Consider the following 25,744-nt stretch of genomic DNA (forward strand, 5'->3'; position numbering starts at 1 on the left):
CGTACGTACGAGGCATCCGTCGTCGTCCCCATACTCCGAAAACTCAGCGCCGCCCGCGATGCCGCCAGCACGTCGTGTGCCAGTGCCTGCGGGAATCCTGCCCGTACTGTGAGCCCCAGATCGTATCTTCGGTCCACGCAACTTCGTGGGCCTCGCCCACAAGGATGATGCCATTGCAGCCCGGGCATACGTACTGTTTGGCGCCGGAGGCGATGTGATGGACCTTGTACTGAGTGCCGTCCGTCCCAGCCTCATAGTGCACCCCACCCATCGCCGCACTCTCATTGAGCGGGCGAACGGGACGTGAGTATTTCTTCGAGCGGCGCACGCATCTAGGGTATCGCTGCGGACGCGGCGCGGTGAAGAATGATCCCTCACACCCTCGTCCAGATCAGCGCAGGGCCTAGAACAACCGATCCTCGGGATGATCAATCCCGCGCATTTCATCGTAATCCAAGGTCACGCATTCGATGCCACGGTCCTCGGCCAGCACACGCGCCTGTGGCTTGATGATCTGGGCGGCAAAGATTCCGCGCAGCGGTTGAAGCAGAGGATCACGGCCAAGGAGATCCAAATATCGGGTCAGTTGCTCCACGCCATCGATCTCCCCGCGGCGCTTGACCTCAACGGCCACATACGTCCCTTCGGGATCGCGGATCATGAGGTCCACCGGTCCAATCGGCGTTGGATATTCGCGGCGTACCAGCGATCCGCCACCTAGGCGATCAACCTGCTGCGCCAAGAGGGCTTGAAGGTGGGCCTCCACACCGTCCTTGACGAGGCCCGGTTCCAGGCCCAGATCGTGGGCGTAATCCGCCAAAACCTCGAACAGGCGGATAACCAGAAGATCATCGGTCTTCTGGTTGGCTACTTCCCACACTTCGCTCACACCGGCTTGCGCTTCCTCGGCATCAGGTTCACGCACACTCATTGCACACGGCGGACTCATCCAGTTCAAGGGCTTGTATGAGCCACCATCGGAATGCACGAGCACCGATCCGTCAGCTTTCACCATGAGAAGGCGATTGGCTAGCTCCAGATGAGCGTCAAGGCGGCCGGAATATTCAACTGAGCACTGGGCAAAGACTGTTCGCACAGCACGCCAGCCTACCAGCTACAGCCCCGTACTGATGATCCCCGGAGGTGCCGAATCGATCCAGGACACTAATCCCGCGAACGAGCTGGTGCCCATCGCCACAACAATCGTGGTATCGCCAGCCATGAGCTTGATAATAGTGGTGTCAGGATCATCTTTGGACGGCCGGTGTGAAACCAAGGTAAAGCTGCCGCGTGCGATGACCCGGCGAGGGACTGGGGAGATCGATCTGGTTCGATACCACTGCAGAGAATCTTGGCCCAAGATCATCACGCCAGTGCGCCATTTGTGATCGGGACGGCGCATCGAACACTGGACCGCACCCGGAACACGAATGAGCAAGATAAAGCGCGCCAGGATCCACAGGAGGGCAGCTAAGAGAAGAACGGCCAGAACGCTCGCAATCCCTATCCAGAGTTCGTTCATGGCCGCCCTTTCCCGCTACTTCGAGTCCTGCTTTTCCGCGGACTCAACCACCACATAAATGTGGTCAGAATCCACGGTCACAAGGCCATCTGACACGGTGTAGCTCAACTCGGCCCCATCGGGACAGTCCACCACAATGGTGCCGGGAACCAGGCCAGCCATGATCGGAGTGTGCCCGGGCAGGATACCCATGCTGCCGTTGGCTGAGGGTAGGCGCACCTGTTGGGCCTCCCCCTGCCACACAATGCCCGTTGGCATCACGATCTCTAGGCGCATCAGCGCTGCTCCGCTTGAATCTTGCTCCACGCGCGTTCTAGATCCTCGATGCCGCCAATATTGAAGAACGCCTGCTCGGGGATATGATCGTACACGCCGTCACAAATCCGCTTGAATGCCTCAACGGTTTCATCAACTGGCACTGTGGATCCCTCCACTCCCGTGAACTTCACGGCCGTGTAGGTGTTCTGTGACAGGTACTGCTGGATGCGACGTGCGCGAGCAACAGTGACCTTGTCTTCTTCGGAGAGCTCGTCTACGCCCAGGATGGAGATGATGTCCTGAAGCTCCTTGTTCTTCTGAAGAATCGCTTTGACGCGGGTTGCCACATCGTAGTGCTCGCGGCCAACGATCTGCGGATCCAAGATTCGCGATGTTGATGCCAGCGGGTCCACCGCTGGGTACAGGCCGCGCGAAGCAATCTCACGCGATAGCTCAGTGGTGGCATCCAAGTGCGCGAAGGTTGTGGCAGGGGCCGGATCAGTGTAATCGTCCGCGGGTACGTAAATCGCCTGAAGCGATGTAATCGAGTGGCCACGTGTGGAGGTGATTCGCTCCTGCAGTGCGCCCATCTCATCGGCCAGCGTGGGCTGGTAACCCACGGCCGATGGCATACGTCCCAGAAGGGTGGATACCTCAGATCCCGCCTGCGTGAAGCGGAAGATGTTATCGATGAACAGCAGCACGTCCTGATTCTGAACATCACGGAAGTACTCCGCCATGGTCAGTCCGGATAGGGCGATGCGCAAGCGCACGCCGGGCGGCTCGTCCATCTGTCCGAAAACGAGGGCCGTCTTCTCAAGAACATCGGCTTCGTCCATCTCGTTGATGAGATCGTTGCCCTCACGGGTACGCTCACCAACACCGGCGAATACCGATACGCCATCGTGGTCCTGTGCTACGCGCTGAATCATTTCCTGAATGAGCACCGTTTTACCCACGCCGGCTCCACCGAACAGGCCGATCTTGCCGCCCTGAACGTATGGGGTCAGCAGATCGATCACCTTGATGCCCGTTTCGAACATACGAGTTTCCGGCTCGAGTTCATCAAAAGCAGGGGCCTTGCGGTGGATGGGCCAGCGCTCCGTGACCTCAAGCTTCTCATCCTCGTCAAGATTCAGGCATTCGCCCAGTACGTTGAACACATGACCCTTGGTCACATCTCCCACCGGTACCGTGATCGCGCTGCCGGTATCCTGAACAATAGATCCGCGGACCAAGCCATCGGTTGGCTTCATGGCAATGCAGCGAACCACGTTATCTCCGAGGTGCTGGGAAACCTCAAGAGTCATCTGGAAACTAGATTCGCCTTCTCCCTGCCCAGCAAGCTCCACCGTGGTGGTCAGAGCATTGTTGATCTCGGGTAGGGCGTCAGCCGGGAACTCAACGTCAACGATGGCACCGAGCACTTGGACGATGCGGCCCTGACTGGTAGTGGTCTCAACAGTGGCACTCATGTTCTTCTCTTCCTTGCGTATTCCGGTGTGCTAGCTGGTCTTGAGCGCGTCTGCACCGGAGACGATCTCAGTGAGCTCAGTTGTGATCTCGGTTTGGCGTGCATTATTGGCCAACCGGGTGTAATCCTCAATAAGCTGCCCGGCATTCTCTGTGGCCGAATGCATGGCTTGTTGGCGCGACGCGAGCTCAGATGCCGCGGCCATCGAAAGTACATTGGAGATCCGTTGGCGCACATACAGTGGCAGGATCTGATCGAAGAGTTCCTTGGCAGAGGGTTCAAACTCGTAGACCGGCTGGGTTGGCACCGGATACTCGCCGAGTTCATCAGGCTCCGCCGAACGATCAGCTACCTCCTCATCGGTATCCACGATCTCCATGGGGAGCATGTGGCGAACCTGCACCACCTGACGCACCATGGATTCGAACCGCGTGAACACCACGTGAAGCTCGGCCACGGGGTGATCATCCTCAGGGGCCAAGAAACGTTCCAACAGGGCGTCAGCAATGTTCCTCGTGAGCTCCGTGCTAGGCCGATCGGATTCGCCAGCCCACGTCCTCTCAAGCTCAACTCCACGGAAACTGTAGTGGGAGATTCCCCTGCGGCCCGTCACAAACAGCACAGGTTCCTTCCCCGATTCGCGCAGCTCATCCATGTAACGGTCCGCCTCGCGCAAAACGGACGCCGAATAGGCACCGGCCATGCCGCGATCGGACGTCACGACAAGCACGGCCACCCGGTTCGTATCGGTGCGTTCGGAGAGGAGTGGATGGTTATCTTCATCAGAATGCCCAGCAACGGTGGCGATCGCTTCGGTGAGAACCCGCGTATACGGATCGTTACCTTGCGCAGTTTCACGCGCCCTAGAGATGCGTGACGCCGCGATGAGCTCCATCGCGCGAAACACCTTCTCAAGGGTTGCTGTGGCCCGGATCTTCTCCTTGTAGGCCCGCTGCTTTCCTGCCACTGTTAGCCCCGCTTACCACGAACGATTTGCTCTTGAGCCTGCTCAGTTTCCACTTCGGCCTCAGATTCTGATAGGAGGCCCTCAGAAACCATGAATCCCTGCTGGAAGGCTTCAACGGCACTGCGAAGTTCGCTCTCAGTTTCATCGGTGAGAAGCCCAGTTTCAGCAATGGTAGCCAGAACGGCGGAATTATGTTCCACATAATCGAGCATGCCAGATTCGAAATCATGGACCTTCTCAACCGGGATCTCATCCAAGTACCCGCCCGTACCGGCCCACACGGACACAACCTGCTGCTCCGCCCTATACGGGGTGTACTGGGGCTGCTTGAGCAACTCCATCAGTCTCTCGCCACGTGCCAGCTGTTGGCGCGTGGTGGCATCCAAATCGGAAGCAAACATGGCGAAGGCAGCCTGCGAGCGATACTGCGCCAAGGTGATCTTGAGTGTTCCCGCTACCTTCTTCATCGCCTTGATCTGGGCGTCTCCGCCAACGCGGGACACGGAAATGCCCACGTCCACGGCCGGGCGCTGATCCGAATTGAACAGATCGGACTGGAGGAAGATCTGCCCATCCGTAATGGAGATAACGTTGGTGGGAATGTAGGCAGAAACGTCATTGGCCTTCGTCTCAATGAGGGGAAGGCCGGTCATTGACCCACCGCCCAGTTCATCGGACAGCTTGGCGCAGCGCTCCAGCAAACGAGAGTGCAAGTAGAACACATCGCCCGGGTACGCCTCGCGCCCCGGCGGGCGGCGAAGCAGAAGGGACACAGCGCGGTAGGCCTCAGCCTGCTTGGACAGATCATCAAACACGATGAGGACGTGCTTGCCGCTGTACATCCAGTGCTGGCCGATGGCCGATCCGGTGTATGGCGAAAGGTACTTGTAGCCCGCAGGGTCAGATGCCGGGGATGCCACGATCGTGGTGTACTCCATCGCACCGAAGCGCTCAAGGGTTGAGCGCACCGAGGCGATCGTTGACCCCTTTTGCCCAATCGCCACATACACGCAGCGCACCTGCTTGTCCGGATCGCCCGAATCCCAGTTTTCTTTCTGGTTCAGGATCGTATCGATCGCTAGGGCAGTCTTACCCGTCTGACGATCTCCAATGATGAGCTGGCGCTGGCCGCGGCCAATCGGGATCATGGCGTCAATCGCCTTGATGCCCGTTTGCAGTGGTTCATTCACGCTCTTACGTGCCATAACGCCCGGAGCCTGAAGTTCCAGAGCGCGCCTGCCATCAAGATCGGTGATATCACCTAGGCCGTCAATGGGATGCCCGAGCGGATCGACTGTGCGCCCAAGGTAACCATCACCCACGGGGACGGACAGAACCTCACCGGTACGGCGAACGTCTTGGCCCTCTTCGATAGCGGAAAAATCTCCAAGAACAACCACGCCGATGTCGCGTTCCTCGAGGTTCATCGCCAAGCCGAGCGTCCCGTCGTCGAACTGCAAAAGCTCGTTCGCCATCGTGCCTCGCAGGCCCTCAACGCGCGCGATACCATCGGCCGTGAGTGTCACGTGGCCAACTTCTTCGCTCGCGGTTTCACTTGGCTTGTACGAGCTCACAAAGCTGTCGAGTGCAGACCTGATCTCCTCGGGCCGGATTGTCAGTTCAGCCATATCTCATTCCTTCGTTTAACGGCTCCGCCGTGAATCAATACCGGCAAAGTACCGGACACTGTCTCCTGCTCGTTATTCCATTGCCTCACGCAATTGATCGAGGCGATGGGCGAGCGTCCCATCTATTACATCTTCACCAACACGAACCCGCACGCCACCGATAACCCTCGAATCAACGTGCACGTGCACGTTGACCGGGCCACCGTAACGTTCAGAGAGAAGCCGTGTCAGCCTCTCTTCTTGGGCCTGGCTGAGCGGTACAGCCACGGTTACTGACGCAACCGACCGTTGGGTACGTTCGGCCGCGGCCTCAGTCATGGCCGCCAGCGTGCGAATAATCGACACGCGTGGGGCAAGCCGAACCGCGTGATCCAACAAGAGCTTCGTATCATCTTCCAAGCCAGTGAACACCGCGGCCGCAAGGGCAGCGCGATCACTTGCCGTCCGCGAGCGATCTCCAAGTGCCACACGCAGATCGCGCTCATCGCGCAGCATGCGCCGCACGCTGTACAGCTCGTGTTCAACGCGTGCGATAAGCCCGGCGCGTCCTGCACCGGACATCACCGATTGCACGCCCAGAGAATCGATCACATCAAGCAGCTCAGCCGGAGACTTCCAACGTGACCGGACCACCCCGGAAAGTAGATCGGATACTGGTCCCGAGACCTTGCCGCCAAATACATCAAGCACGAGCCGCGATCTATCCGCACTAGCGCGCGCTGGATCAGTCAGAGCACGTCCCAGAATGGAGGTGTCCCCAATGACGCCAGCAACTGTAAAAAGCTCCTGAGCGCATTCGCGTTCACCACCGTCGCGTTCCGCAAGGATGGTGTCCCACGTTGTACTCAACCGTGTGAGGGCTGCTTGGCTGCTTGACCGCATCAGTTCTCCTTGGCCTCGGCCTTCGCGAGCTGAGCGTTCTGCGCCTCGAGTTCATCGAGGAAGCGATCGATCACGCTCTGCGAAATCTCAGGATCAAGGGACTGCGCACCAACGATCTTGCCGGCGAGCTCCACAGCAAGGGAGCCCACATCACTCTGTAGCGCCCTCTTGGCCGCTACAGTATCGGCTTCCATCTGGCGTTGAGCATTCGATGTGATGCGCTCTGCCTCAGCCGCTGCGTTCTTCTTAGCAGCCTCCGCGGCATCCTCCGCGTTGGCTTTTGCTTGATTGCGGATCTGGGCGGCCTGACGGTGAGCCTCGTTGACCTCTTCGGTCAGCGCTTCGCGTTCCCCTGCTACCTCTTCTTTGGCAAGCGCGGCGGCGTTCAGGCCGTCCTCGATCTTGGTTTTGCGCTCATCGAGCACATCCATGAACGTGGGCCATGCCAGCTTCCCAATCACCAGAGCCACGATGACAAACGCGATCGTGCCCCAGATCAGATCAGCTGGTGCAGGAAGCAGGAGGTTCTGCTGCTCCGCCGCCGTCATGGTGACAGAAAACATCATGCTCCAAAGACAAGCCCAGCAACGAAGCCGATCAGGCCAAGGGCCTCAACGAACGCTGCTGAAATCAGCATGTTCACGCGTAGGAAGCTCTTGACTTCTGGCTGGCGGGCCGTAGCCTCCTGAGTTTTCGCGGCAAGCAGGCCGATGCCGATGCCAGGTCCAAGCGTCGCAAGGCCATAACCGATGGTTGCGATGTTGCCGACAATCTCCATAATGAATCTTCCTTTGGTTATTGGTTACAGACGGATCAGTGTTCTTCGATGGATAGTGAAATATATACCGCGCTCAGCAGCGCGAAGATGTAAGCCTGAAGGCTCGCAATGAATACCTCGAAGGCTACGAAGACCATTCCAGCTATCAGTGTGAGTGAACCCAACGCGATTCCGGAGGCACCGCCCATACCCAAGTACAGGAAGTTGGTGCCAACGAAGCAGAGCACCAGAATCATGTGGCCGGCCACCATGTTGGCAAGGAGTCGAATGGTCAGGGTGAGAGGCCTGATGATGAACGTGGAGAGGAATTCTATCGGGATCATCAAGATGTACAGGATCTTCGGCATCCCCGGCGGCATCAACTGATTCTTAAAGAAGTGCCCAGCTCCCTGAGCCCTGATACCTGCCACGATGAAGCCCAAGTAGGCAACCACCGCGTACACCAGCGGCATTCCGATCACGGAGGTAGCCGCGATCTGAAGGCCCGGAATTACGCCGGTCAAGTTCATGAAGAGAACGCCGAAGAAGATGGTGGCCAGCATCGGCATATAGCGATCGGCCTTGTCCTCCCCGATAATCTCGTGACCAATTTGCTTGCGCACAAAGTCAAGACCAAATTCCACGGTTGCCTGCGCCCTACCGGGAACGAGCTTCGCGCGGCGAGCGTATAGCCCGAAAATAAGCGCGAGGATCACCACAGCCACGAGCCGCACCAATATGAGGCGGTTCATTTCGAACGGCGTACCCTCAAAAAGGAAGGGCTCCGGGAAGAACTCTTCTAGACCCGGGACGTGCCACAGGTCATCGCCAGCAGCGAGAGTGGTTCCCGAGGTTGCGGCGAGAGAAACCAACAAGCCATCCTCCGTACGTTGAGTGGACGAGGCGCGGCTACGCTCCTCGAGGCACTTGTTCATGATACCCGCCAACGCCAACAAACGTGAACCGAATCCTACGTAACGCCCGTATCAATCGAGCATGACGGCAACGGATGCGCGCGCCCCACACGGCCTTCGCTTTCACCGCTTACCAGCGCCAAATACCCCGTGTTTCGTGACTATTTCGCGGATTATCTATGATTCGTCAATATCCAGCCCGGGACCTTCGGCCCGCATCACCACGGCAACCATGGTCCCCAAAGCAATCATTTCTCCCACTATGAGAGTGACCACAAGGCCGATGTCATCAACACCGGCCATTCGGCCCAGCCATACAACCACGCACGCCGTGATGACAACTTTGACAGCGTAGGCAATCCCGGTTGCCACGCCTCCGCCGCTTCCCACGCGCACAATCACGGCGGTCAAGGCAAAGGACACAATCACGGCCAGCCCAGAAATCACCGCGGCAATCCCCCAATCGCCACGCCCAACGGCAAACGCGATAACGGCCGCAAGCCCGCCAGCTACTCCAACGCTCAGTCCGCACCACAGCGCGATCAGTGTGAAGAGTTGGCCAATGCTCAGGGTCTCGCCCGGCTGACGCCGCCACGGCGCGCGGATGTGGCGCCGCTCAGTCATCTCCCACCACATTTTCATCAGGAATCCGAGTATCGTCATCGGCCTTGATGCGCTCCCCCTTGTGCCATTTCAAGGCTCTCCGCGTCACAACGATCGCCATCACAACGGCTACGGCGGACACGGGAATTACATACTTGCCGGGGAGAATGACCAGAGCAACGCAGGTCAAGGAGGCGATTGCGGCCCAGAGGTACAGCGTAAGGACGGCGCCCTGGTGCGAATGCCCCCGGCGAAGCAGACGGTGATGGAGATGCCCGGCGTCCGCATGGAATGGGGACTGCCCTCTGGCCAGCCGGCGCACAACGGCCCACACAAAATCAATGAGCGGCAACAGAATCACGGCCGCGGGCACCAAGATTGGCATGTAGGCGGGGAACGAATCACCAACGGAGGTGTTCGCGGGATCGATCTGGCCGGTCACGAGAATGCCAGCCCCCGCAATCACCATCCCGAGCATGAGTGCGCCGGAATCCCCCATGAAAATGCTGGCCGGATGGAAGTTGTGGGGAAGGAATCCCACACAGATCCCCACGAGTGCCGCCACCACAACGGAGGATACGGCGGCATAATTATCGGGGCTGGCATCCCTGGCGAGGAAGTAGGAGTAAGCAAAGAACGCAGATCCCGCGATCCCCACGATACCGGCGGCCAGCCCGTCCAATCCGTCCATGAAATTGACCGCATTGGCCACCACAATCACCACCATGACCGTGACGAACAGGGACAGACGCGATGATCCCACAGTGAGCCCCATGAAGGGCACGGAAGCAAGCTGCACACCCTGCCAAGCCATCGCTCCGGCGGCCAGCACTTGCCCGGCCAGTTTGGCGTACCAATCCAGTTGCCAAATGTCATCGATCGCGCCAACCAAGCACATGATTCCCGCACCGATGAGGACGCCCCACACTCCGGATCCCGAGGCGAACACCCAGTGAAGGTAGGGAATCTGGGATGCCACGAGGAGGGCCACAAGTAGCCCGCAGTACATGGCGATTCCGCCAAGCCGCGGGATGGGAACCGTGTGAATATCGCGCGCTCGTACGCCAGTCACCGCGCCAACGGCCAGAGCCATCCGCCGAATCACCGGCACCATGAGGTAGGTGATGGCTGCGGCGAGCACCATAATGAGCAGGTATACGCGCATTGAGTGAGCCTCCTATTGGGCGAGCATACCGAATCGCGCGATCTCAGAATCGGGGATCGCGCCGCGGCGGACAATCGTCAGCTGTTCGCCCACGATCACGATAGTGGAGGGTTCTCCGCCACCGCATTCGCCCCCGTCAAGGTACAGGGATACTTTCTCGCCCAACTGCTGACGGGCCTGAGCGACAGTTGCCGCCGGGTGCTGGGCGGTGAGGTTTGCGGAGGAGACGGCCATTGGCCCTGCGGTAGCCAAAAGGTCCAGTGCGATCGGGTTATCGGGCATACGCAAGGCAACTGTGCCGCCCGTTTCCCCCAGATCCCAGCCGATCTCCTCGCGCGCAGGAAGGATGATCGTGAGCGCTCCGGGCCAGAATTCATCCATGAGAGCGCGCGCCACGTCCGGCACGTGGGTGGTCAGCTTCTCAGCGTCCGCCACAGATGCCACAAGCACGGGCGACGGCTTATCGCGGCCGCGCCCCTTCGCGGTGAGCAGCTTGTCCACAGCGGTGGGCGAAAACGCGTCCGCTCCCACGCCATACACGGTATCCGTTGGGAGTACCACAAGTTCGCCGTGCCCCACGGCACTAGCCGCTTGTGCGATTGCGTCCTGATCCCGTGAACAATCCAAGATTTTCATTCCGCTTCTTCCACTTGTTGGCGGGCCCTTTTTGCCCACAACCATCGGGGCCTGCCCGTGTAATCGCACCCCGTATGCGCTTCTTCGAAGCCACAGTTGCGGGCGTAATCCACAAGGGCTTCTGCTTGGCCTTCAGCGTGTTCCATCACAAGGATGCCGCCGGGGCGAAGGAGGCCAACGGCACGGTCAATGATCCCAATTGGGAGGTCGGTTCCCTCGGGCCCGCCTCCCCACAGCGCCATCGGTGGGTCCGCCTCAACTTCTGGGCTGAGCTCCACTGTGGGAGGAACGTAGGGAGGGTTGGACACGACAACCGCGAACATGCCTTCCATACCAGCCAAAGCATCCCGGGCATCGGCCTGAATCAGTTCCACGGGATTGCCGTAGCGGGCATTGTTCTCGCGTGCGGTTTCCAGTGCCTCCGAGGACAGTTCAACTGCGATCACTCGCGCTGCTGGAATCTCTGTTGCCACGGCCAGCGCGATGTTGCCGCTGCCCGTGCACAGGTCTGCTACGCGGATGACCTCATCGCCAACCGCATCGGCCACCATCTGGGCAGCGGCGTCTATCGCTTCTCCGGCTACCAGCTCAGTTTCGGGACGCACGATGAAGCATCCGGGACGGGACACCAACTCCAGATACCGGAAGTACATGTGCCCCGTGACGTGTTGGAGCGGTACGCGCTCGCCTCTCTGGATCACCATGCGCCGAAAAAGCTCCTGTTGATCTGCCGAAGGATCGCTGGCCGAGTGTAACGAATTCTCAGCGACTACTTCGGCAATTTCACGCGCATCGGAACCCGGTGACTCCAGTCCCTTGGCGGCCAGCCAACCCGTGGCTTGAATCACCACATCATTCCAGCGCATTAATCCTCCGCGTGCGCCATTCGCTCGGCTTCGTCCAAGTGACGCGCAGAATCGATGAGAGGGCCAAGCTCTCCGGCCAGCACATGATCGAGGTTGTATGCCTTGTATCCCGTGCGGTGGTCTGAGACTCGGTTCTCAGGGAAGTTGTAGGTACGGATGCGCTCGGAGCGATCCACCGTACGCACCTGCGAGCGCCGCAGCGCCGCGTTTTCTTCGGCCTGCTGATCAAGTTGAATCTGACGCAAGCGGGAGCGCAGCACACGCATCGCGGCCTCGCGATTCTGAATCTGAGACTTTTCGTCCTGCATAGACACCACAACGCCCGTGGGCAAGTGTGTGATGCGAACCGCCGAATCAGTGGTGTTCACGGACTGTCCACCGGGGCCAGAAGAACGGTATACATCGATCCTCAGATCCGAATCATGGATTTCCACTTCGCCGGGATCATCCACTTCAGCAAACACCAGCACACCAGCCGCAGATGTGTGAACGCGGCCCTGCGATTCGGTGACGGGTACGCGCTGAACCCTGTGCACTCCGCCCTCATACTTCAGATGAGCCCATACGCCATCGGCCGGGTCTTGAAGTGTGCCTTTGGTGCGCACGGCCATCTGGAATTCTTTGTAACCACCCATATCCGTAGTGGTTGCGGACAGAATCTCCACAGCCCAGTTCTCATCTTCCGCGTAACGCTGGTACATCCGCACAAGATCACTGGCAAACAGCGCCGATTCCTCGCCGCCGGCCCCAGCCTTGACCTCAACGATGGCGTCACGCGCATCATCGGGATCTCGAGGAATAAGAACGTCATGAAGTTCTTCTTCTAAAGCATCAAACTTCTTTTTCAACCCTGCAATCTCGGGTTTGAACAGCTCGGCATCCTCGCCGCCGGCCGCCACAATGTCCTTCGCTTCAGCGAGGTCATCGGCCGCCACCCGGTATTCGCGATACACACGAATCACGCGCCCCAGCTCCGCGTAACGGCGGCCAACCGATTTCATTTTTGCCGGAGATTTCAGCACCTCCGGGCTAGACATGCTTGCCTCAACCTGCTCGTAATCCGCGAGCATCTGTTCGGCTAGCTCGACCTTCTTATCCACGGTTCCCTCGATTCAGCTGGCTACACCCTCAATCATGGCAGATGCCGGCACAGCAAGCTGTGCCGGCATCTAGAGCTCTATAACTACTTCTTGCGCTTGCCGTAGCGAGCCTCGAAGCGAGCCACACGGCCGCCGGTATCGAGGATCTTCTGCTTACCCGTGTAGAACGGATGGCACGCATTGCACACGTCAACGCGAAGGTGATCGCCTGCAAAGGTTGAGCTTGTTTCGAACTCGTTCCCACACGTGCAGGTGACCTGGATGGCGTGGTAATCAGGGTGGATTCCCTGCTTCATAGTATTCTCCTTGGATCGTTTTGCGCCCCGGGTCCAACCTGCGGTAGCAGGCCGGTGAACCGAAAGCCGACGAAATATTATGACACGCTCCCCTTCCCTGTGACCAGAGCAGAGAGGCGCTGGTGAGTAACTCCACTAGTGAAGCACTCCGGTGGCACCTACTTATTGCCACCCTGCATTGAACGCATAATGGACACGAGGAATTCCGCGTTGTTTTCCGTCTTGCGCATGCGTCCCAACAGGAAATCGGAAGCGTCATTCACATCGAGCGTTCCCAGTGCCCGGCGCAGATGCCAGATCACCTTGAGTTCCTCTGCGGTGAACAAGAGTTCTTCACGCCGCGTGCCAGATGCATTCACATCGATAGCGGGGTAAATCCGGCGGTCGGCCAACTGACGCGATAGGCGCAGCTCCATGTTGCCGGTTCCCTTGAACTCCTCGAAGATCACTTCGTCCATCTTCGATCCGGTTTCCACAAGAGCCGAAGCAATGATGGTCAGAGATCCACCATTTTCGATATTGCGGGCCGCTCCGAAGAACTTCTTGGGCGGGTACAGGGCACCCGCATCCACGCCACCGGAAAGGATACGTCCGGAAGCCGGCGCAGCCAGATTATAGGCCCGTGACAGGCGAGTGATGGAATCGAGCAGCACCACCACGTCCTGACCGAGTTCCACGAGGCGCTTAGCGCGTTCAATGGTCAGCTCGGCAACGATGGTGTGATCGGAGGCGGGGCGATCGAAGGTAGAGGCGATAACCTCACCCTTGACCAAGCGCTTCATATCCGTCACTTCTTCTGGGCGCTCATCAACAAGCACCACCATGAGATGAACATCAGGATTGTTTGTGGCAATGGCCTTGGCGATCTGTTGCATCACCATGGTCTTACCGGCCTTCGGCGGGGACACAATGAGGCCACGCTGGCCCTTGCCCACCGGGGCTACGAGATCGATGGAACGCGCGGTCAATGCCTTGGAGGTTGTCTCCATTCGCAGCATTTCCTGCGGGTAGAGCGGGGTGAGCTTATTGAACTCGTCCCGGGTTTTCGACAACTCGGGGTCCAAAGAGTTGACGGAATCGATCTGAACCAACGGATTCAGCTTCGAGCCACCGTACTTGCGATGCTGGTTGCGCCCGCGATTCTGATTCTCGCGCTCGCTGCGCTGGCGGACGGATCCAACCAGCGCGTCTCCGCGCCGTAGGCCGTACTGACGAACAATCTGCTGGGAAACCGAGGCATCATTGTTGCCGGGGAGGTATCCGCCGGTCCGCAGGAAAGCTTGGTTACCTTCCATATCCAGAATTCCGGCGACGGGGATAAGCACCTCATCATCGCTGGAATCTTGACGGACGTTATCTTGCCGGCCTGAATCTTGCCGGCCTGAATCTTGCCGTCCGCCATCTTGGCGCCCGCCATTCTGACGGTCCCCTCGCTGGTTATCCGAACGGTCCTGGCGGCCATTATCTTGATTGCGCTGATTATCGCGGCCACGGTTGCGTTCGCGCCGGTTGCGCCGGTTACGACGGTTCGGGGAATCGTCCTCATCGGAATCGCTAGCCTTGCGCTCGGCCGCTTCACCAATGGCGTCTAGTGCTGCGCGACGATCGTCATCAGACATCTCATCGCGGCGTGGGCGCCCTGAACGATCACGCCTGTTCCGGCGGTTACCATCATGGCGATTATCATCGCGACGATTATTGTTATTGTCACGGTTGCCAGATTCACGTCCCGAGCGGTCCGGAAGCACAATGTCCTCAGTGGACAGTGGCTGACTGGTTTGCTTTGGAGCAGCCTTTTCTTGCTGCGGGGCTGCTTGCTGTGGTGCTGCTTGCTTGGGCTCGGATGCCTGAGGTTTGGTTTCCTTAGGCTCAGGAGCCTTCTTTGCTCCCTGTGCTCCTTCGGTTCCCGCTGAAGCCACAGGTGCTTTGGGCGGACGGCCACGCTTGGCCGGCCCCTGCACCGCGCGGATCTCACTAACAAGATCTGCCTTGCGCGCCTTGGGCGAAACGTTGATGCCCAGAGACTGCGCGAGCTCTTTAAGTTCGGGGAGACGCATCGTTGAGATTGCGCCGCTCGTGCGAGTTTCGCTCACGAGTGTCCTTCCTTGCAAAGGGTTGTCATATCCGCTCTGCGATAGCCGGAGGTGCTCCGGCCGTGTTTGTAAGAGGATGGCATCGATACTATTGCGCGAATTGATTCCACGGATTCATCAACCCGAAAAATCTACGATGCCTTACCGAGACACATATGTGTGCATTAGTCGGTACGTGGTCACTTTAGCAGCAAATACAAGCACCGCGCATCAATTTCGCCACGTGAGCTAAGAAACGTCTGACAGGGAGGAATTTGGGAGGCCGTCGTCGTCCCAAAAACCGAACTCATCGCTTACGAAACCGCGTGCGCCGAACGAGGAACCGGAAGGGAATCACGCAAACGCGCCGGAACGTATAGGCACATCGGATCTTCTGCGAGCGGATCACCCGTGACCGCGTAGGCACGCGAACGCCCGCCACCGCACCACTGGTTGTATTCGCATGCCCCACACTTGCCACCGAAGGTTTCAGGATGGCGCATCGAACGCATCAGGGGATCGTCCTGATAGAGGCTGACAATTGACTTTTCCTTGACGTTGCCAACATTCTTCGGCATGAAGCCCGAAGGTGTAACGTTCCCCACATTGGTCACGAACATAATGCCGTTGCCATCACGAACCCCGAAGGAACGGCCAAGCCGCGTTGCCTGAACCTCCTGCGGAGTCATGCCTTCGGCCATCATGCGTTGGGCGGCCACGCGGCGATAGTGCAACGCCTCGGTTGTCCGAACCTCGAACGGTTCGGTGGTGTTCAGTTCATCCGCCCACTCCAGCACCTTTTCGGCCTCCAACGGATCGATCTCCGAGAGCATGAGGCCGCGGCCGGTACGGATCAGGAAGAACAACGTCCACCGCATCACCTCGTGGCGCTCCATGAGCTGGCGGATGCCGTCCAGATCGCCCAGAGTCTGCTCGCTCACGAGCGTGTTGATCTGGAGAGGTATGCCCAATTCACCCGCCCAGTCCATCGCCTCAAGCGTATGATCGAACGTTCCCTCCACCCGGCGAATACCATCGTGGGTTTGGGCAGAAGCGCCATCCAAGCTGAGGGAAATCGCCTGCATACCAGCATCCTTGAGCGTTGCCATCCGCTCGCGGGTCAGAAGGGGCGTTGCCGAAGGAGAGAGGGACACCCCAATCCCCCGCTCCCGGGCCGCGGCCATAATCTCTTCTAAATCATCGCGGCGCAACGGATCCCCACCGGTCAAAATAAGGTGGGGAAGCGGATCGCCAAAATCAAGAATATCGTCAAGGACCCGCTTGCATTCATCCGTGGAAAGTTCTCCCGGCAGGGCTCTGCGCATCGCCTTTGCGCGGCAATGCCTGCACACCAAGTCGCATGCCAATGTCAGTTCCCAATAAACGATCATCGGAGCGCGATCGTAGGCGAAGTTCCTTGGGCGAACCGAACCAATGGGTAGCGGATTCTTAGTGTGCACGGGGGCGGTCCCATCCTTCCAGCAAAGTTTGCTACAGCCGATCGTAGTTCCGGCCGTGGCTCACAGGTAGGACTTTAGGGACACCCCGGCCTACGGGATAAGATACGCGCCTGAGGCAGGCATGCCCCGAACCTCCGAAAACCCAGATGCTGCCATGCGGGCGGACGCTTCATCGTCCAGCTCCCCCAGCACAAGAATGGACGGGCCCGCTCCCGAGATAACTGCGGGAAATCGCCGCATTCTCAGGTAGTCGAGGGCGTTGGCGGAGGCTTGCATGGAGGCCGCCCGGTAGCTCTGGTGGAGCTTCTCTTCGGTTGCTTCATACAGGAAGTTCGGCTCGTGTTCGAGTGCCAAAACCAACAGTGCGGTTCGCGACGCATTGAAGGCAGCATCCCGGTGCGGGACCTGTTCTGGCAACACAGAGCGTGCCGTTTCCGTCAGCAGCTCAGCGTCCGGAATCAGCAAAGTCGTGCGGACATCACCGCGCACGTGGATGGGCAGGGCATGGGCGCCAGCCCCATCGCACCACGCAACCACCGCTCCCCCGTAGATTGCGGGAGCCGCATTGTCCGGGTGGCCCTCGAACTCCGTGGCGAGCTGCAACATGACCTGATCGTTCAGCGCCTCCGGCTCATCAACGAGGCCTCTGGCCAACATCAGGCCGGCCACGACAGCAGAAGCTGAGGATCCCAACCCCCTACCCTGACGAATACCATTGGTGCATGTGAGTTCAAGGCTTGGCTGAGCTACGCCCACATGATCGAGGGCGCGGCGCAGCGCGCGCACCACCAAATGGGAACCATCGCGGGGCAGGTAGTCCGCGCCCTCTCCGTGGATGGTGACGTGGGCTTCGGGGCTCGGGCTGGGGTTCGGCCTGGGGCCGGGGTTAGGGGTGGGCTGGGACGTGGCGTCGTGCACGCCCGATTCGCCCGGCACAACCCGAACTTCTACCTGATCCCAGATATCGTGAGCCATCCCCATGCAATCGAAACCGGGGCCAAGGTTGCCAGAGGTGGCCGGAACAGCCACCTGCGCCCGGTGATGAGCCACACGCATTACAGTCCCAGAGCGGTTGCAGCAGCTTCGAGGGTTGGCGCAATCGGATCGAAATCCAGCTCGCGGCCGCCAAGGGCCGTTGCCGTATCCTTCAGCCCATTGCCCGTCACCGTGCAGACGATCGTGGCACCTTCAGGCACCTTGCCCGCTTCCGCTGCCTTGATCAGACCTGCGATGGAAGCTGCCGAACCCGGTTCGATGAACACACCAACCTCTGCGGCAAGAATCGCCTGAGCCGAAAGAATCTGTTCATCGGTCACGCGATCGATCCAACCATGCGAATCATCGCGGGCGGCTTCGGCAAATTTCCAGGAGGCGGGATTGCCGATGCGAATGGCGGTTGCCACTGTTTCCGGCTTCTCCACGGGGTGGCCCAACACCAGTGGCGCGGCCCCCCACGCTTGAACGCCCCACATTTCGGGGACCTTCGTGGCAACGGGCGGAAGGTGGGTTGCCGTTTCGTCCATGGAAGCGATCGTGGAACGCCCGGCGTATTCGTTGTACCCCATCCAGTAAGCGGAGATGTTGCCAGCATTACCTACGGGAAGCACATGAATATCCGGGGCATCCCCCAAGTAGTCAACCACCTCGAAGGCGGCGGTCTTTTGCCCCTGCAGCCGGTAGGGATTCACGGAGTTGACCAGCGCAACAGGGTAGTGTTCGGTCAATTCGCGGGTCATCGTCAGGCAATCATCGAAGTTACCGTCAACGGCAACAAGATGGGCGCCATGCACAATAGCTTGGGCGAGTTTGCCGGCGGCAATCTTTCCGGCCGGCAGGATCACAGCGCTCTTGAGCCCGGCAGCAACGGCGTAGGCCGCAGCCGAGGCAGAGGTGTTGCCCGTTGAAGCACAGGCCACGATCTTCGTATCCGATTGAAGGACCTTCGAAATCGCGGTTGTCATGCCGCGATCCTTGAACGAACCCGTAGGGTTCATTCCCTCCACCTTCACGTACACGCGAGCGCCCGTGCGCTCATCCAAAGCCCGCGCATGCACGAGTGGAGTGCCACCCTCCCCCAAGCTCACGATTGGGTCAGATTCTCCAAAGGGCAATCGGTCACGGTACTCGGGGATAACTCCCTGCCACTGATGAGCCATCAGGCCTCCTCTACTCGCATGACGCGCCGAATACCGGCCACGTACCGCGATTCTTCCAGCTGAGCGGTTGTCTGTTGTAGCGCGGCGTAGGGTGCCGCGTGCGTTGTGACGGTCAGGTGACACACGGCCCGGCCCGGCAGTCCGTCCTCACCCTGAAGCACCCTCTCGTGCTCCTGCCCCACGGCGCTGATCGACACACCGTTGCGGGCGAAGATTCCGCTTACTTCCGTCAAGACGCCCACGGTATCATCGACGGCCAGTTCCACCTGATACCGCGAAACGCTTTCTTCGATGGGCAAGACGGGAAGGTCAGCGTAGATGAGCTCTCGTGGGGCGTGCCCGCCCTCCACAATGTGGCTTGCCGCCGCCACGGCGTCCGACAACACGGCGGAGGCGGTGGGAGCCCCACCTGCTCCGCGCCCATAGAACATCAGGCGATCTGCTGCTTCCGCTTCGATGACAACCGCGTTAAACGGCCCGTGCACGCTAGCCAACGGGTGTGAATTCGGGATAAGCATCGGGGCAACCGTTGCTTCAATACCCGTTTCCCGGCGTTTGGCCGAAGCGATCAGTTTAATCACGTAGCCGGCCCGTGTGGCCGCGGAAATGTCCTCAGCCGTGACTGAACGGATGCCCTCGACGTGCACCTGATCCATCGCAACGCGAGAATGGAACGCCAGCGAGGCCAAGATTGCGCACTTAGCAGCCGCATCGAAGCCATCCACATCGGCGGTAGGATCTGCCTCCGCAAATCCGAGCCGCTGGGCTTCAGCCAGAACCCCATCGAAGTCCAGGCCCTTGGTTGTCATCTCATCAAGAATGTAATTGGTGGTGCCGTTGACGATCCCCAGAACGGCCGTGATGCGATCGCCCGCAAGAGATTCACGCAGCCCGTAAACCACAGGAACCGCGCCGGCCACCGCCGCCTCATAGTACAAATCCACATCCGCCCGCGCGGCCGCCTCGTACAGTTCGGGGCCGTGGGCCGCTAGGAGTGCCTTGTTTCCTGTAACAACGGAAGCTCCGTGTTCAAAGGCTTCCAAGATATAGCTGCGGGCCGGCTCAATACCGCCGATGAGCTCCACAACAATATTGGCACCAGCTATCAACTCGGATACATCCGTGGTGAGCAGCGTTCGGTCAATTGCTGGATCGCGAGGCGCATCAATATCGCGAACCGCAATACCCGTCAGATGCAGCCACGCACCCGCCCGGGCCGTGAGATCTGCCGCTTGCTCATCCAGCAAGCGAGCTACCTGAGTACCTACAGTGCCACATCCAAGAAGGGCAACTTTCACGTCTTCCACGGATTCTCCTTTCAGATGCCCCAAGCGTACTGGGCACAAGCGATCGGCCGGGAGGATGTCCACCACAAAAAGTGGGAGGATGTCCATGGCAAGCCTCATGGCATCGCACTTTGTCCAATTCGAGCCATCCGGGACCAAAGCACGGTGATAAATGTGGCAAAGGTTATAGATTGGCTGTAAGCAAGCAGCGATTCGACGAGGAGGGGCTGACCATGGCATTTGCAAATCTTGACGGCGTTACTTTAGGTAAAGACCATCCCAAAATCATTACTCCTATCACTCCAAGAACTCTTGAGGACCTTGAGAAGCAAGCCTTGGAGCTAGGCGGCCAGAAGCTCGAGGATCACAAGGGACGCGAACTCGCATGGGAAACCAATGGACTCGAGGGTTCGGCACCTCAGTTCATTTCCGACATCGTGGAATGGCGCATCGATTGTTATGAACACGCATTAGATCCCAGCGCTATTACCCACGCGGCCGCGATCCTTCGCTCCCGCACACCACTACCCATTCTGGCAACATTCCGCACCACCCCAGAGGGCGGCGAAAAGGATCTAGCTACCGGCCAGTACATTCGGCTTCTCACCACGCTGGCGAACTCCGGGTCAGTGGCCGGCATCGATGTGGAGCTCTCGCGTGGGCGTGAAGTGATCGCCACTGTCCGGCATGCCGCGCATTCGGCAGGTACCAGCGTGGTGGCGTCAGCTCATGATTTCTCGGGTACCCCAAGTTCACGCGCGATCGTGGATACGTTAACGTCGATGGAAGATTCCGGGGCTGACATCGCCAAGTTCGTGTGTATGGCCAACAGTGCCGGCGATACGCTCGCCCTGATGCAGGCCACATGGGACGCGAGCCAGAAGCTCCAGATCCCGATCATCACGGCAGCGATGGGCCCGCTAGGCACCATCTCGCGCGTGGCTGGCGGCCTGTTCGGTTCCTCTGCCACGTTTGCGACGGTTGGCCACGCCTCGGCACCCGGTCAGGTTCCCGCCGCACGCCTCAAGCCGGTCATGGCAACCATCGAGGAATGGGCAGAGGGCAAGTAGCCTCCGAGTAAACGGGACTATCGGGGCAAACGGGCGTATCGGACTTACGCGTCCGCATCCAACGCGAGCAAATCGTCAACGCGCTCGCGGCGAATCAGGACCCGTGCATTGCCGTCCTTGACGGCTACCACGGCGGGGCGCGGGAGCATATTGTAGTTCGATCCCATCGAGCGCCCGTACGCTCCCGTTGCCGGGACGGCCAGTAGGTCCCCGGGGCCAAGGCTGGCCGTGAGAGCCACATCCTTGACCACGATGTCACCGCTTTCACAGTGTTTGCCTACAACGCGTGAGCGCACGTTCTCATCAAGCGGTTCGCGGCTAGCCAGTGTGGCGGTGTAATCCGCGCCGTAGAGGGCCGGCCTCACGTTATCGCTCATCCCGCCATCAACGGACACGTAGCGGCGCGAACCGTCATCCAACTCAACGCTCTTGATCGTTCCCACGGTGTAGATGGTGATTCCCGCTGGCCCGGCGATTGAGCGGCCTGGCTCAATCGACACCTTGGGGGCGGCGAGCCCCGTTTCGGTCACGTGAGTTGTCACCGCACCCGCAAGCGCCGCGGCGTACGTGACGGCTGAGGGAGGAACATCATCGAGCACCGTGTACCGAATCGCGTATCCACCACCAAAATCTATCTCTGGCACCGCCACATCGTAGGTGGCTGCGATCTGCGCGCGCAGATCCAAGATTGCCTTAGCCGCCTCCGTGAACGCATCCAGTGTCAGAATCTGTGATCCGATATGCGAATGCAGCCCCACAAGCTCCAGATGCGGAGCTGCGAGCGCCTCCTCGGCAGCACGCAGCGCACCACCGGTTGAAATGGACAGCCCGAATTTCTGATCCTCGTGCGCTGTGGAGATATATTCGTGACCGCCCGCGTGGATTCCCGTGGTGACCCGTAAGACGATAGGGGCAGTTTGATTTCGTTCGCCCGCCACGGCTTCTACGAGTGCGAGTTCGGCAAGGGAATCGACGACGACGTGGCCCACCCCCGCCTCGAGGGCCAGCTCAATCTCCGCCCGGGACTTATTATTCCCGTGCAGTCCGATCTTTGCTCCCGGTACACCGGCCGCGAGCGCCGTGCGCAGTTCTCCTTCGGAACACGTATCGATACATAGCCCAAGTTCGCCCATCCAACGGGCTACGGCAACGCTCAGGAATGCCTTACCGGCGTAGTAAACCTCTCCGCCCGCAAGCTCACCAAAGGATTCATCAATCGCAGCTTTCCACGCGCCTGCCCTCGCCCTCATATCCGCTTCGTCAATCACGTACAGCGGCGAGCCGAATTGGGCAACAAGATCGGAAGCCGTGACACCACCAATCGTCAATTCTCCGTCCACCCGGCGTGCCGTGATTGGCCAGATGCCGGAGAACGATCCATCCGGTGCGGGGGCGGCTAGGTGTTCCAAGGGCAGCGTCATAGGATTTCCTTTCACGAGTGAGCAATCACTTTTCTCGTGTGAACTCACTACATTCTCTCTGGCGCCGATACTCCTAACAAGTCCAGTCCATTGACCAATACTTGCCGGGTGGCATCGTTCAGCCAGAGGCGGGTGCGATGAAGGTTGGTCACGTCCTCGTCAGCGCGCGGGGTAACGCGGGCCTTGCCGTACCACGTGTGGTAGGAGCCAGCGAGTTCCTCGAGGTACCGGGCCACCCGATGCGGCTCGCGGAGGTTGGCAGCCTGCACCGCAATGTCAGGGAAACGTGCCAATGTTCCAAGCAGTTCAGAATCCGCGGCTTCGAGAAGCTCCGGTGTGAAGCCGTCCTCGCGTGACACTCCGTGTTCAGCGGCATTCCTTGCCACTGCGCATGTGCGCGCATGGGCGTACTGGACGTAGTACACGGGGTTCTCACTGGAGTGGGAGGCCACCAGATCCAGATCGATTTCCAACGTGGTGTCAACGGAAGCGCGCACCAGCGAATACCGTGCGGCGTCCACACCAACGGCGTCCACCAGATCATCCATCGTTACAACGGTACCCGCGCGCTTGGACATCCGGACAGCCTCGCCACCACGCACCAAGTTCACAAGCTGACCGATGAGAATTTCCATGTTCTTCCCGGCACCGGATTGGTCACCAAAGGCGCGTGCCATGGCGTACATCCGGCCAATGTAGCCATGGTGGTCAGCCCCCAACATGTACACGCACTGATCCGCGCCGCGCTCGCGCTTGTCCAAGTAGTAGGCGATATCGGCAGCGAAGTAGGCCTTTTCGCCGTTCGATTTGATGATCACCCGATCCTTGTCATCGCCATAATCGGTGGAGCGCAGCCACAGCGCATCGTCCTTTTCCTCCAAAGCACCCTGCTCGCGCAGCCGATCAATGGCGCGATCAACGGCACCCGATTCGTGAAGCGACTGCTCGTGGAAGTACACGTCAAAATCTGAACGGAACTCGTGGAGAGCTTCCTGAATCTCCTGGAACATCAGCTCAACCCCGCGGGCCCGGAATGCCTCCTGAGCCTCGCTATCGGGAAGCGTTCTGGGATCAGGTTCGCCTGCGGCAACAGCCTGCTCAATCACCGTGTTCGCGATGTCAGCGATGTATTGGCCGCCGTATCCATCCTCTGGCACCTCGCGGCCCTGAGCGCGGGCCAGAAGGGAGGAGGAGAAATGATCGATCTGGTTGCCATGATCATTGAAGTAGTATTCGCGAACTACGTGTGCGCCAGAGTAGGCAAGGATTCGAGCGAGTGAATCGCCAACGGCGGCCCAGCGGGCACCACCAATGTGAATCGGGCCCGTGGGATTAGCAGAAACGTATTCCAGATTCACCGTGTGGCCAGCCGCAGATTCTGAGCGTCCGTAGCCGGCACCCTTTGTGAGGATCGTGCGCGCCAGTTCGCCAGCTGCCCCCGCGGACAAGCGGATGTTGAGGAAGCCAGGCCCGGCAACCTCCACCGAGTCCACTCCGGAAATCTCACGCAGGCGCACGGCGAACAGATCAGCGAAATCGCGTGGCTTCATGCCCGCGCGCTTTGCGAGCTGCATTGCAACGTTCGTGGCCCAATCACCGTGCTCTCGCGAGCGCGGGCGCTCAACCTTTACCTCAGGAAGTTCACCGTCAATCGTGAAGGTGCCATCATCTACCGCGGTCTTGAGCGCTGCCGCAATCGCCTTACCAAGTTCTTCAGGAGTCACGCAGCAGATTCTACGTGTTCACGGCCCACCCAACGAATCGTGCCCATCATGATTCGTCGCATATATCACCTCGCGGCTTTCGCGTGAGCGCACAAGCGCTCGCTTCCAAGCTGCTAGGATATTGCGGTACGCCCCGATAGCTCAGTGGATAGAGCGTCTGCCTCCGGAGCAGAAGGTCGCAGGTTCGAATCCTGTTCGGGGTACCGATGCGAGGCTACAGCTGCACGCCCGTGGTGTAGTACCAGCGCCCGTTCTGCCGCATGAAGCTTGAGCGCTCATGCATAATGCCGCGTTCCATCTTTTGACGCCAATGCGCACGAAACTCCACCGTTGCCGTCTCTCCATGATCCACGTATTCGAGGATAACCAGCCTGCGCCATTGAACATCCGGATCAACCTCGAGTTCTGCCGGACGGTACCGAGAATCCCACGTTTCTAGCAGGTGGTCCGGCAGCCCAAGCGCGAAGGCGCTGTACCGTGAGCGCATGAGTGCCTCGGCGTTGGGAGCATGTTCACCGCGATGATAGGGACCGCAGCACGTGGCATATGTCTTTCCACTTTGACACGGACAAAATGAGGCTTCTGGCAACGGTTTAATGTTCACGGCTTGAGCTCCCAGCAGTGGAGATGAGTGGTAGTTTCTCATCGTATCTGCTTGTCACACGGTAAGTGAAAATCTTGGGGCCAGCCACATTCACTAGCTGCCGTATTCGGCCATCCGTTGGCGCACCGCCGTGGGCTCATCCGTGATCAACCCGTCAACGCCCCACTCAAGGAGCGTATCCACATCAGTCACATCGTTGATCGTCCACGCGTGAACTGCGATTCCCCGACCGTGCGCTGCCGCGATAAACCGCTGGGTCAACACGGGGACCTTCCCATAAAAGAGCGGGACCTGAGCCACATCTACCCCAGCATCCGGCCCGGGCAGCGCCCGAAGGAGGCGCGAACCAGACCGCCCAAGCACTCCAGCCGCTACAACGCGGGCGATCGCTGCCATTCCCATGGACGTCGTGACTCCCGGAAGTACGGACCGAATCCTTCCCAACCGCCGCTCATTGAAGCTCGCTAGGCACACCGAGCGCTGGGCCCGGGTACGGCGCACAGCATCCGTTAACGGTTCCACCACACCATCAGATTTTGCATCGATGTTGAACACGATGTCCGGGAACTGATCAAGAACCTCATCAACTCGCATGAGTCTGTTGCCGGACCCGTCCCGGACTGTGGCAAGCTCCGCCCATGTGTAATCGGAGACTCTGCCTGTAGCGTCGGTTGTTCGATCAAGTTTTGGATCATGGGCCAGTACTGCCACTCCATCGGCCGTGGCATGGGCATCTGTTTCGATGAATGTGAAGCCCGCTTTGCGCATCGCTTCAAAACTGGCGATGGAATTCTCGGGGTATTCGTTTGCGCCACCGCGGTGGGCAATCACGAGAGGCTTTTCGCCTATCGGGTACAGCCTAGACACTGCGGGTTACCTTGCC

General features: G+C 59.4%; 27 protein-coding genes and 1 tRNA gene. 2 read left to right on the top strand and 26 right to left on the bottom strand.

Translation table 11 applies throughout. The features are described from left to right. Positions 1 to 43: 43 nt before the first annotated feature. The 22 genes from ACTHV6_RS00320 to ACTHV6_RS00425 form a co-directional block, all read right to left on the bottom strand. A complete protein-coding gene (locus tag ACTHV6_RS00320) occupies positions 44 to 328 on the bottom strand; it encodes an ATP/GTP-binding protein (RefSeq protein WP_441385260.1) in 285 nt (94 codons plus the stop codon). A 75-nt stretch (positions 329 to 403) separates the two neighbouring features. Further along, positions 404 to 1,096 carry an endonuclease NucS gene (nucS, locus tag ACTHV6_RS00325; protein WP_441385261.1) on the bottom strand — a complete coding sequence of 231 codons (693 nt, stop codon included), beginning with the start codon at positions 1,094 to 1,096 and terminating at the stop codon, positions 404 to 406. A gap of 18 nt (positions 1,097 to 1,114) precedes the next feature. Then, positions 1,115 to 1,522, bottom strand: a complete 408-nt coding sequence (locus ACTHV6_RS00330) for a DUF2550 family protein (RefSeq protein ID WP_441385262.1) — start codon at positions 1,520 to 1,522, stop codon at positions 1,115 to 1,117. Between the two features lie 15 nt (positions 1,523 to 1,537). Beyond that, on the bottom strand, positions 1,538 to 1,828 hold the full coding sequence (gene atpC, locus ACTHV6_RS00335) for an ATP synthase F1 subunit epsilon (RefSeq protein ID WP_441385263.1): 291 nt from the start codon (positions 1,826 to 1,828) through the stop codon (positions 1,538 to 1,540). Then, positions 1,798 to 3,255, bottom strand: a complete 1,458-nt coding sequence (atpD, locus tag ACTHV6_RS00340; protein ID WP_441385264.1) for a F0F1 ATP synthase subunit beta — start codon at positions 3,253 to 3,255, stop codon at positions 1,798 to 1,800. The genes atpC and atpD overlap by 31 nt, the downstream gene beginning before the upstream one ends. Positions 3,256 to 3,285: 30 nt before the next feature. Continuing rightward, positions 3,286 to 4,221: a F0F1 ATP synthase subunit gamma gene (locus ACTHV6_RS00345; RefSeq protein ID WP_441385265.1), complete on the bottom strand. Its 936-nt coding sequence runs from the start codon at positions 4,219 to 4,221 to the stop codon at positions 3,286 to 3,288. Between the two features lie 2 nt (positions 4,222 to 4,223). Continuing rightward, on the bottom strand, positions 4,224 to 5,849 hold the full coding sequence (atpA, locus tag ACTHV6_RS00350) for a F0F1 ATP synthase subunit alpha (RefSeq protein ID WP_441385266.1): 1,626 nt from the start codon (positions 5,847 to 5,849) through the stop codon (positions 4,224 to 4,226). Between the two features lie 72 nt (positions 5,850 to 5,921). Next, positions 5,922 to 6,731: a F0F1 ATP synthase subunit delta gene (locus tag ACTHV6_RS00355; RefSeq protein ID WP_441385267.1), complete on the bottom strand. Its 810-nt coding sequence runs from the start codon at positions 6,729 to 6,731 to the stop codon at positions 5,922 to 5,924. Beyond that, complete coding sequence (gene atpF / locus ACTHV6_RS00360; RefSeq protein ID WP_441385268.1) at positions 6,731 to 7,297, bottom strand: F0F1 ATP synthase subunit B; 567 nt, start codon at positions 7,295 to 7,297, stop codon at positions 6,731 to 6,733. Before atpF ends, ACTHV6_RS00355 begins: the two co-directional genes overlap by 1 nt. Beyond that, positions 7,294 to 7,503, bottom strand: coding sequence for an ATP synthase F0 subunit C (atpE, locus tag ACTHV6_RS00365; protein ID WP_441385370.1), 210 nt, complete (start codon positions 7,501 to 7,503; stop codon positions 7,294 to 7,296). Before atpE ends, atpF begins: the two co-directional genes overlap by 4 nt. Before the next feature lie 41 nt (positions 7,504 to 7,544). Beyond that, the gene (atpB, locus tag ACTHV6_RS00370) at positions 7,545 to 8,423 is read right to left on the bottom strand and encodes a F0F1 ATP synthase subunit A (RefSeq protein WP_441385269.1); all 879 of its coding nucleotides are present in this window, start codon (positions 8,421 to 8,423) and stop codon (positions 7,545 to 7,547) included. A gap of 156 nt (positions 8,424 to 8,579) precedes the next feature. Beyond that, positions 8,580 to 9,026, bottom strand: a complete 447-nt coding sequence (locus tag ACTHV6_RS00375; RefSeq protein ID WP_441385270.1) for a hypothetical protein — start codon at positions 9,024 to 9,026, stop codon at positions 8,580 to 8,582. Further along, entirely contained in the window at positions 9,019 to 10,170 is a 1,152-nt protein-coding gene (locus ACTHV6_RS00380; protein WP_441385271.1) for an MraY family glycosyltransferase, read from the bottom strand. Before ACTHV6_RS00380 ends, ACTHV6_RS00375 begins: the two co-directional genes overlap by 8 nt. A 12-nt stretch (positions 10,171 to 10,182) precedes the next feature. Continuing rightward, positions 10,183 to 10,806 carry an L-threonylcarbamoyladenylate synthase gene (locus tag ACTHV6_RS00385; protein WP_441385272.1) on the bottom strand — a complete coding sequence of 208 codons (624 nt, stop codon included), beginning with the start codon at positions 10,804 to 10,806 and terminating at the stop codon, positions 10,183 to 10,185. Then, on the bottom strand, positions 10,803 to 11,672 hold the full coding sequence (locus ACTHV6_RS00390; protein ID WP_441385273.1) for a N5-glutamine methyltransferase family protein: 870 nt from the start codon (positions 11,670 to 11,672) through the stop codon (positions 10,803 to 10,805). Before ACTHV6_RS00390 ends, ACTHV6_RS00385 begins: the two co-directional genes overlap by 4 nt. Next, positions 11,672 to 12,772 (bottom strand): peptide chain release factor 1, encoded by a 1,101-nt coding sequence (prfA, locus tag ACTHV6_RS00395; RefSeq protein WP_441385274.1) that lies wholly within the window; start codon positions 12,770 to 12,772, stop codon positions 11,672 to 11,674. The genes ACTHV6_RS00390 and prfA overlap by 1 nt, the downstream gene beginning before the upstream one ends. An 83-nt stretch (positions 12,773 to 12,855) precedes the next feature. Then, positions 12,856 to 13,068: a 50S ribosomal protein L31 gene (gene rpmE / locus ACTHV6_RS00400; protein WP_441385275.1), complete on the bottom strand. Its 213-nt coding sequence runs from the start codon at positions 13,066 to 13,068 to the stop codon at positions 12,856 to 12,858. Between the two features lie 158 nt (positions 13,069 to 13,226). Further along, positions 13,227 to 15,161 (bottom strand): transcription termination factor Rho, encoded by a 1,935-nt coding sequence (gene rho / locus ACTHV6_RS00405; RefSeq protein ID WP_441385276.1) that lies wholly within the window; start codon positions 15,159 to 15,161, stop codon positions 13,227 to 13,229. A gap of 293 nt (positions 15,162 to 15,454) precedes the next feature. Further along, positions 15,455 to 16,600 (bottom strand): TIGR04053 family radical SAM/SPASM domain-containing protein, encoded by a 1,146-nt coding sequence (locus ACTHV6_RS00410; protein ID WP_441385277.1) that lies wholly within the window; start codon positions 16,598 to 16,600, stop codon positions 15,455 to 15,457. 90 nt (positions 16,601 to 16,690) lie between these two features. Further along, a complete protein-coding gene (gene thrB, locus ACTHV6_RS00415) occupies positions 16,691 to 17,656 on the bottom strand; it encodes a homoserine kinase (RefSeq protein ID WP_441385278.1) in 966 nt (321 codons plus the stop codon). After that, positions 17,656 to 18,756 (bottom strand): threonine synthase, encoded by a 1,101-nt coding sequence (gene thrC / locus ACTHV6_RS00420; RefSeq protein WP_441385279.1) that lies wholly within the window; start codon positions 18,754 to 18,756, stop codon positions 17,656 to 17,658. Before thrC ends, thrB begins: the two co-directional genes overlap by 1 nt. Then, complete coding sequence (locus ACTHV6_RS00425; protein ID WP_441385280.1) at positions 18,756 to 20,063, bottom strand: homoserine dehydrogenase; 1,308 nt, start codon at positions 20,061 to 20,063, stop codon at positions 18,756 to 18,758. The genes thrC and ACTHV6_RS00425 overlap by 1 nt, the downstream gene beginning before the upstream one ends. A 212-nt stretch (positions 20,064 to 20,275) precedes the next feature. Here ACTHV6_RS00425 and aroD point away from each other — a divergent pair, with 212 nt between their 5' ends. Then, positions 20,276 to 21,112 carry a type I 3-dehydroquinate dehydratase gene (gene aroD / locus ACTHV6_RS00430; RefSeq protein ID WP_441385281.1) on the top strand — a complete coding sequence of 279 codons (837 nt, stop codon included), beginning with the start codon at positions 20,276 to 20,278 and terminating at the stop codon, positions 21,110 to 21,112. A gap of 44 nt (positions 21,113 to 21,156) precedes the next feature. On the opposite strand, the gene lysA is transcribed toward aroD, so the two are convergent. Next, on the bottom strand, positions 21,157 to 22,533 hold the full coding sequence (lysA, locus tag ACTHV6_RS00435; RefSeq protein WP_441385282.1) for a diaminopimelate decarboxylase: 1,377 nt from the start codon (positions 22,531 to 22,533) through the stop codon (positions 21,157 to 21,159). 47 nt (positions 22,534 to 22,580) lie between these two features. Further along, entirely contained in the window at positions 22,581 to 24,257 is a 1,677-nt protein-coding gene (gene argS, locus ACTHV6_RS00440) for an arginine--tRNA ligase (RefSeq protein WP_441385283.1), read from the bottom strand. A gap of 130 nt (positions 24,258 to 24,387) precedes the next feature. On the opposite strand from argS, the gene ACTHV6_RS00445 reads away from it, so the two are divergent. Next, a tRNA-Arg gene (locus ACTHV6_RS00445) sits at positions 24,388 to 24,460 on the top strand. Between the two features lie 11 nt (positions 24,461 to 24,471). Here ACTHV6_RS00445 and ACTHV6_RS00450 read toward each other — a convergent pair. Further along, positions 24,472 to 24,903 carry a YchJ family protein gene (locus tag ACTHV6_RS00450; RefSeq protein WP_441385284.1) on the bottom strand — a complete coding sequence of 144 codons (432 nt, stop codon included), beginning with the start codon at positions 24,901 to 24,903 and terminating at the stop codon, positions 24,472 to 24,474. A gap of 51 nt (positions 24,904 to 24,954) precedes the next feature. Next, positions 24,955 to 25,728: a glycerophosphodiester phosphodiesterase gene (locus ACTHV6_RS00455; RefSeq protein WP_441385285.1), complete on the bottom strand. Its 774-nt coding sequence runs from the start codon at positions 25,726 to 25,728 to the stop codon at positions 24,955 to 24,957. Positions 25,729 to 25,744: the final 16 nt, after the last annotated feature.

The sequence above is a fragment of the Ancrocorticia sp. genome, from assembly GCF_052089425.1.
Classification (GTDB): Bacteria; Actinomycetota; Actinomycetes; order Actinomycetales; family Actinomycetaceae; genus Ancrocorticia.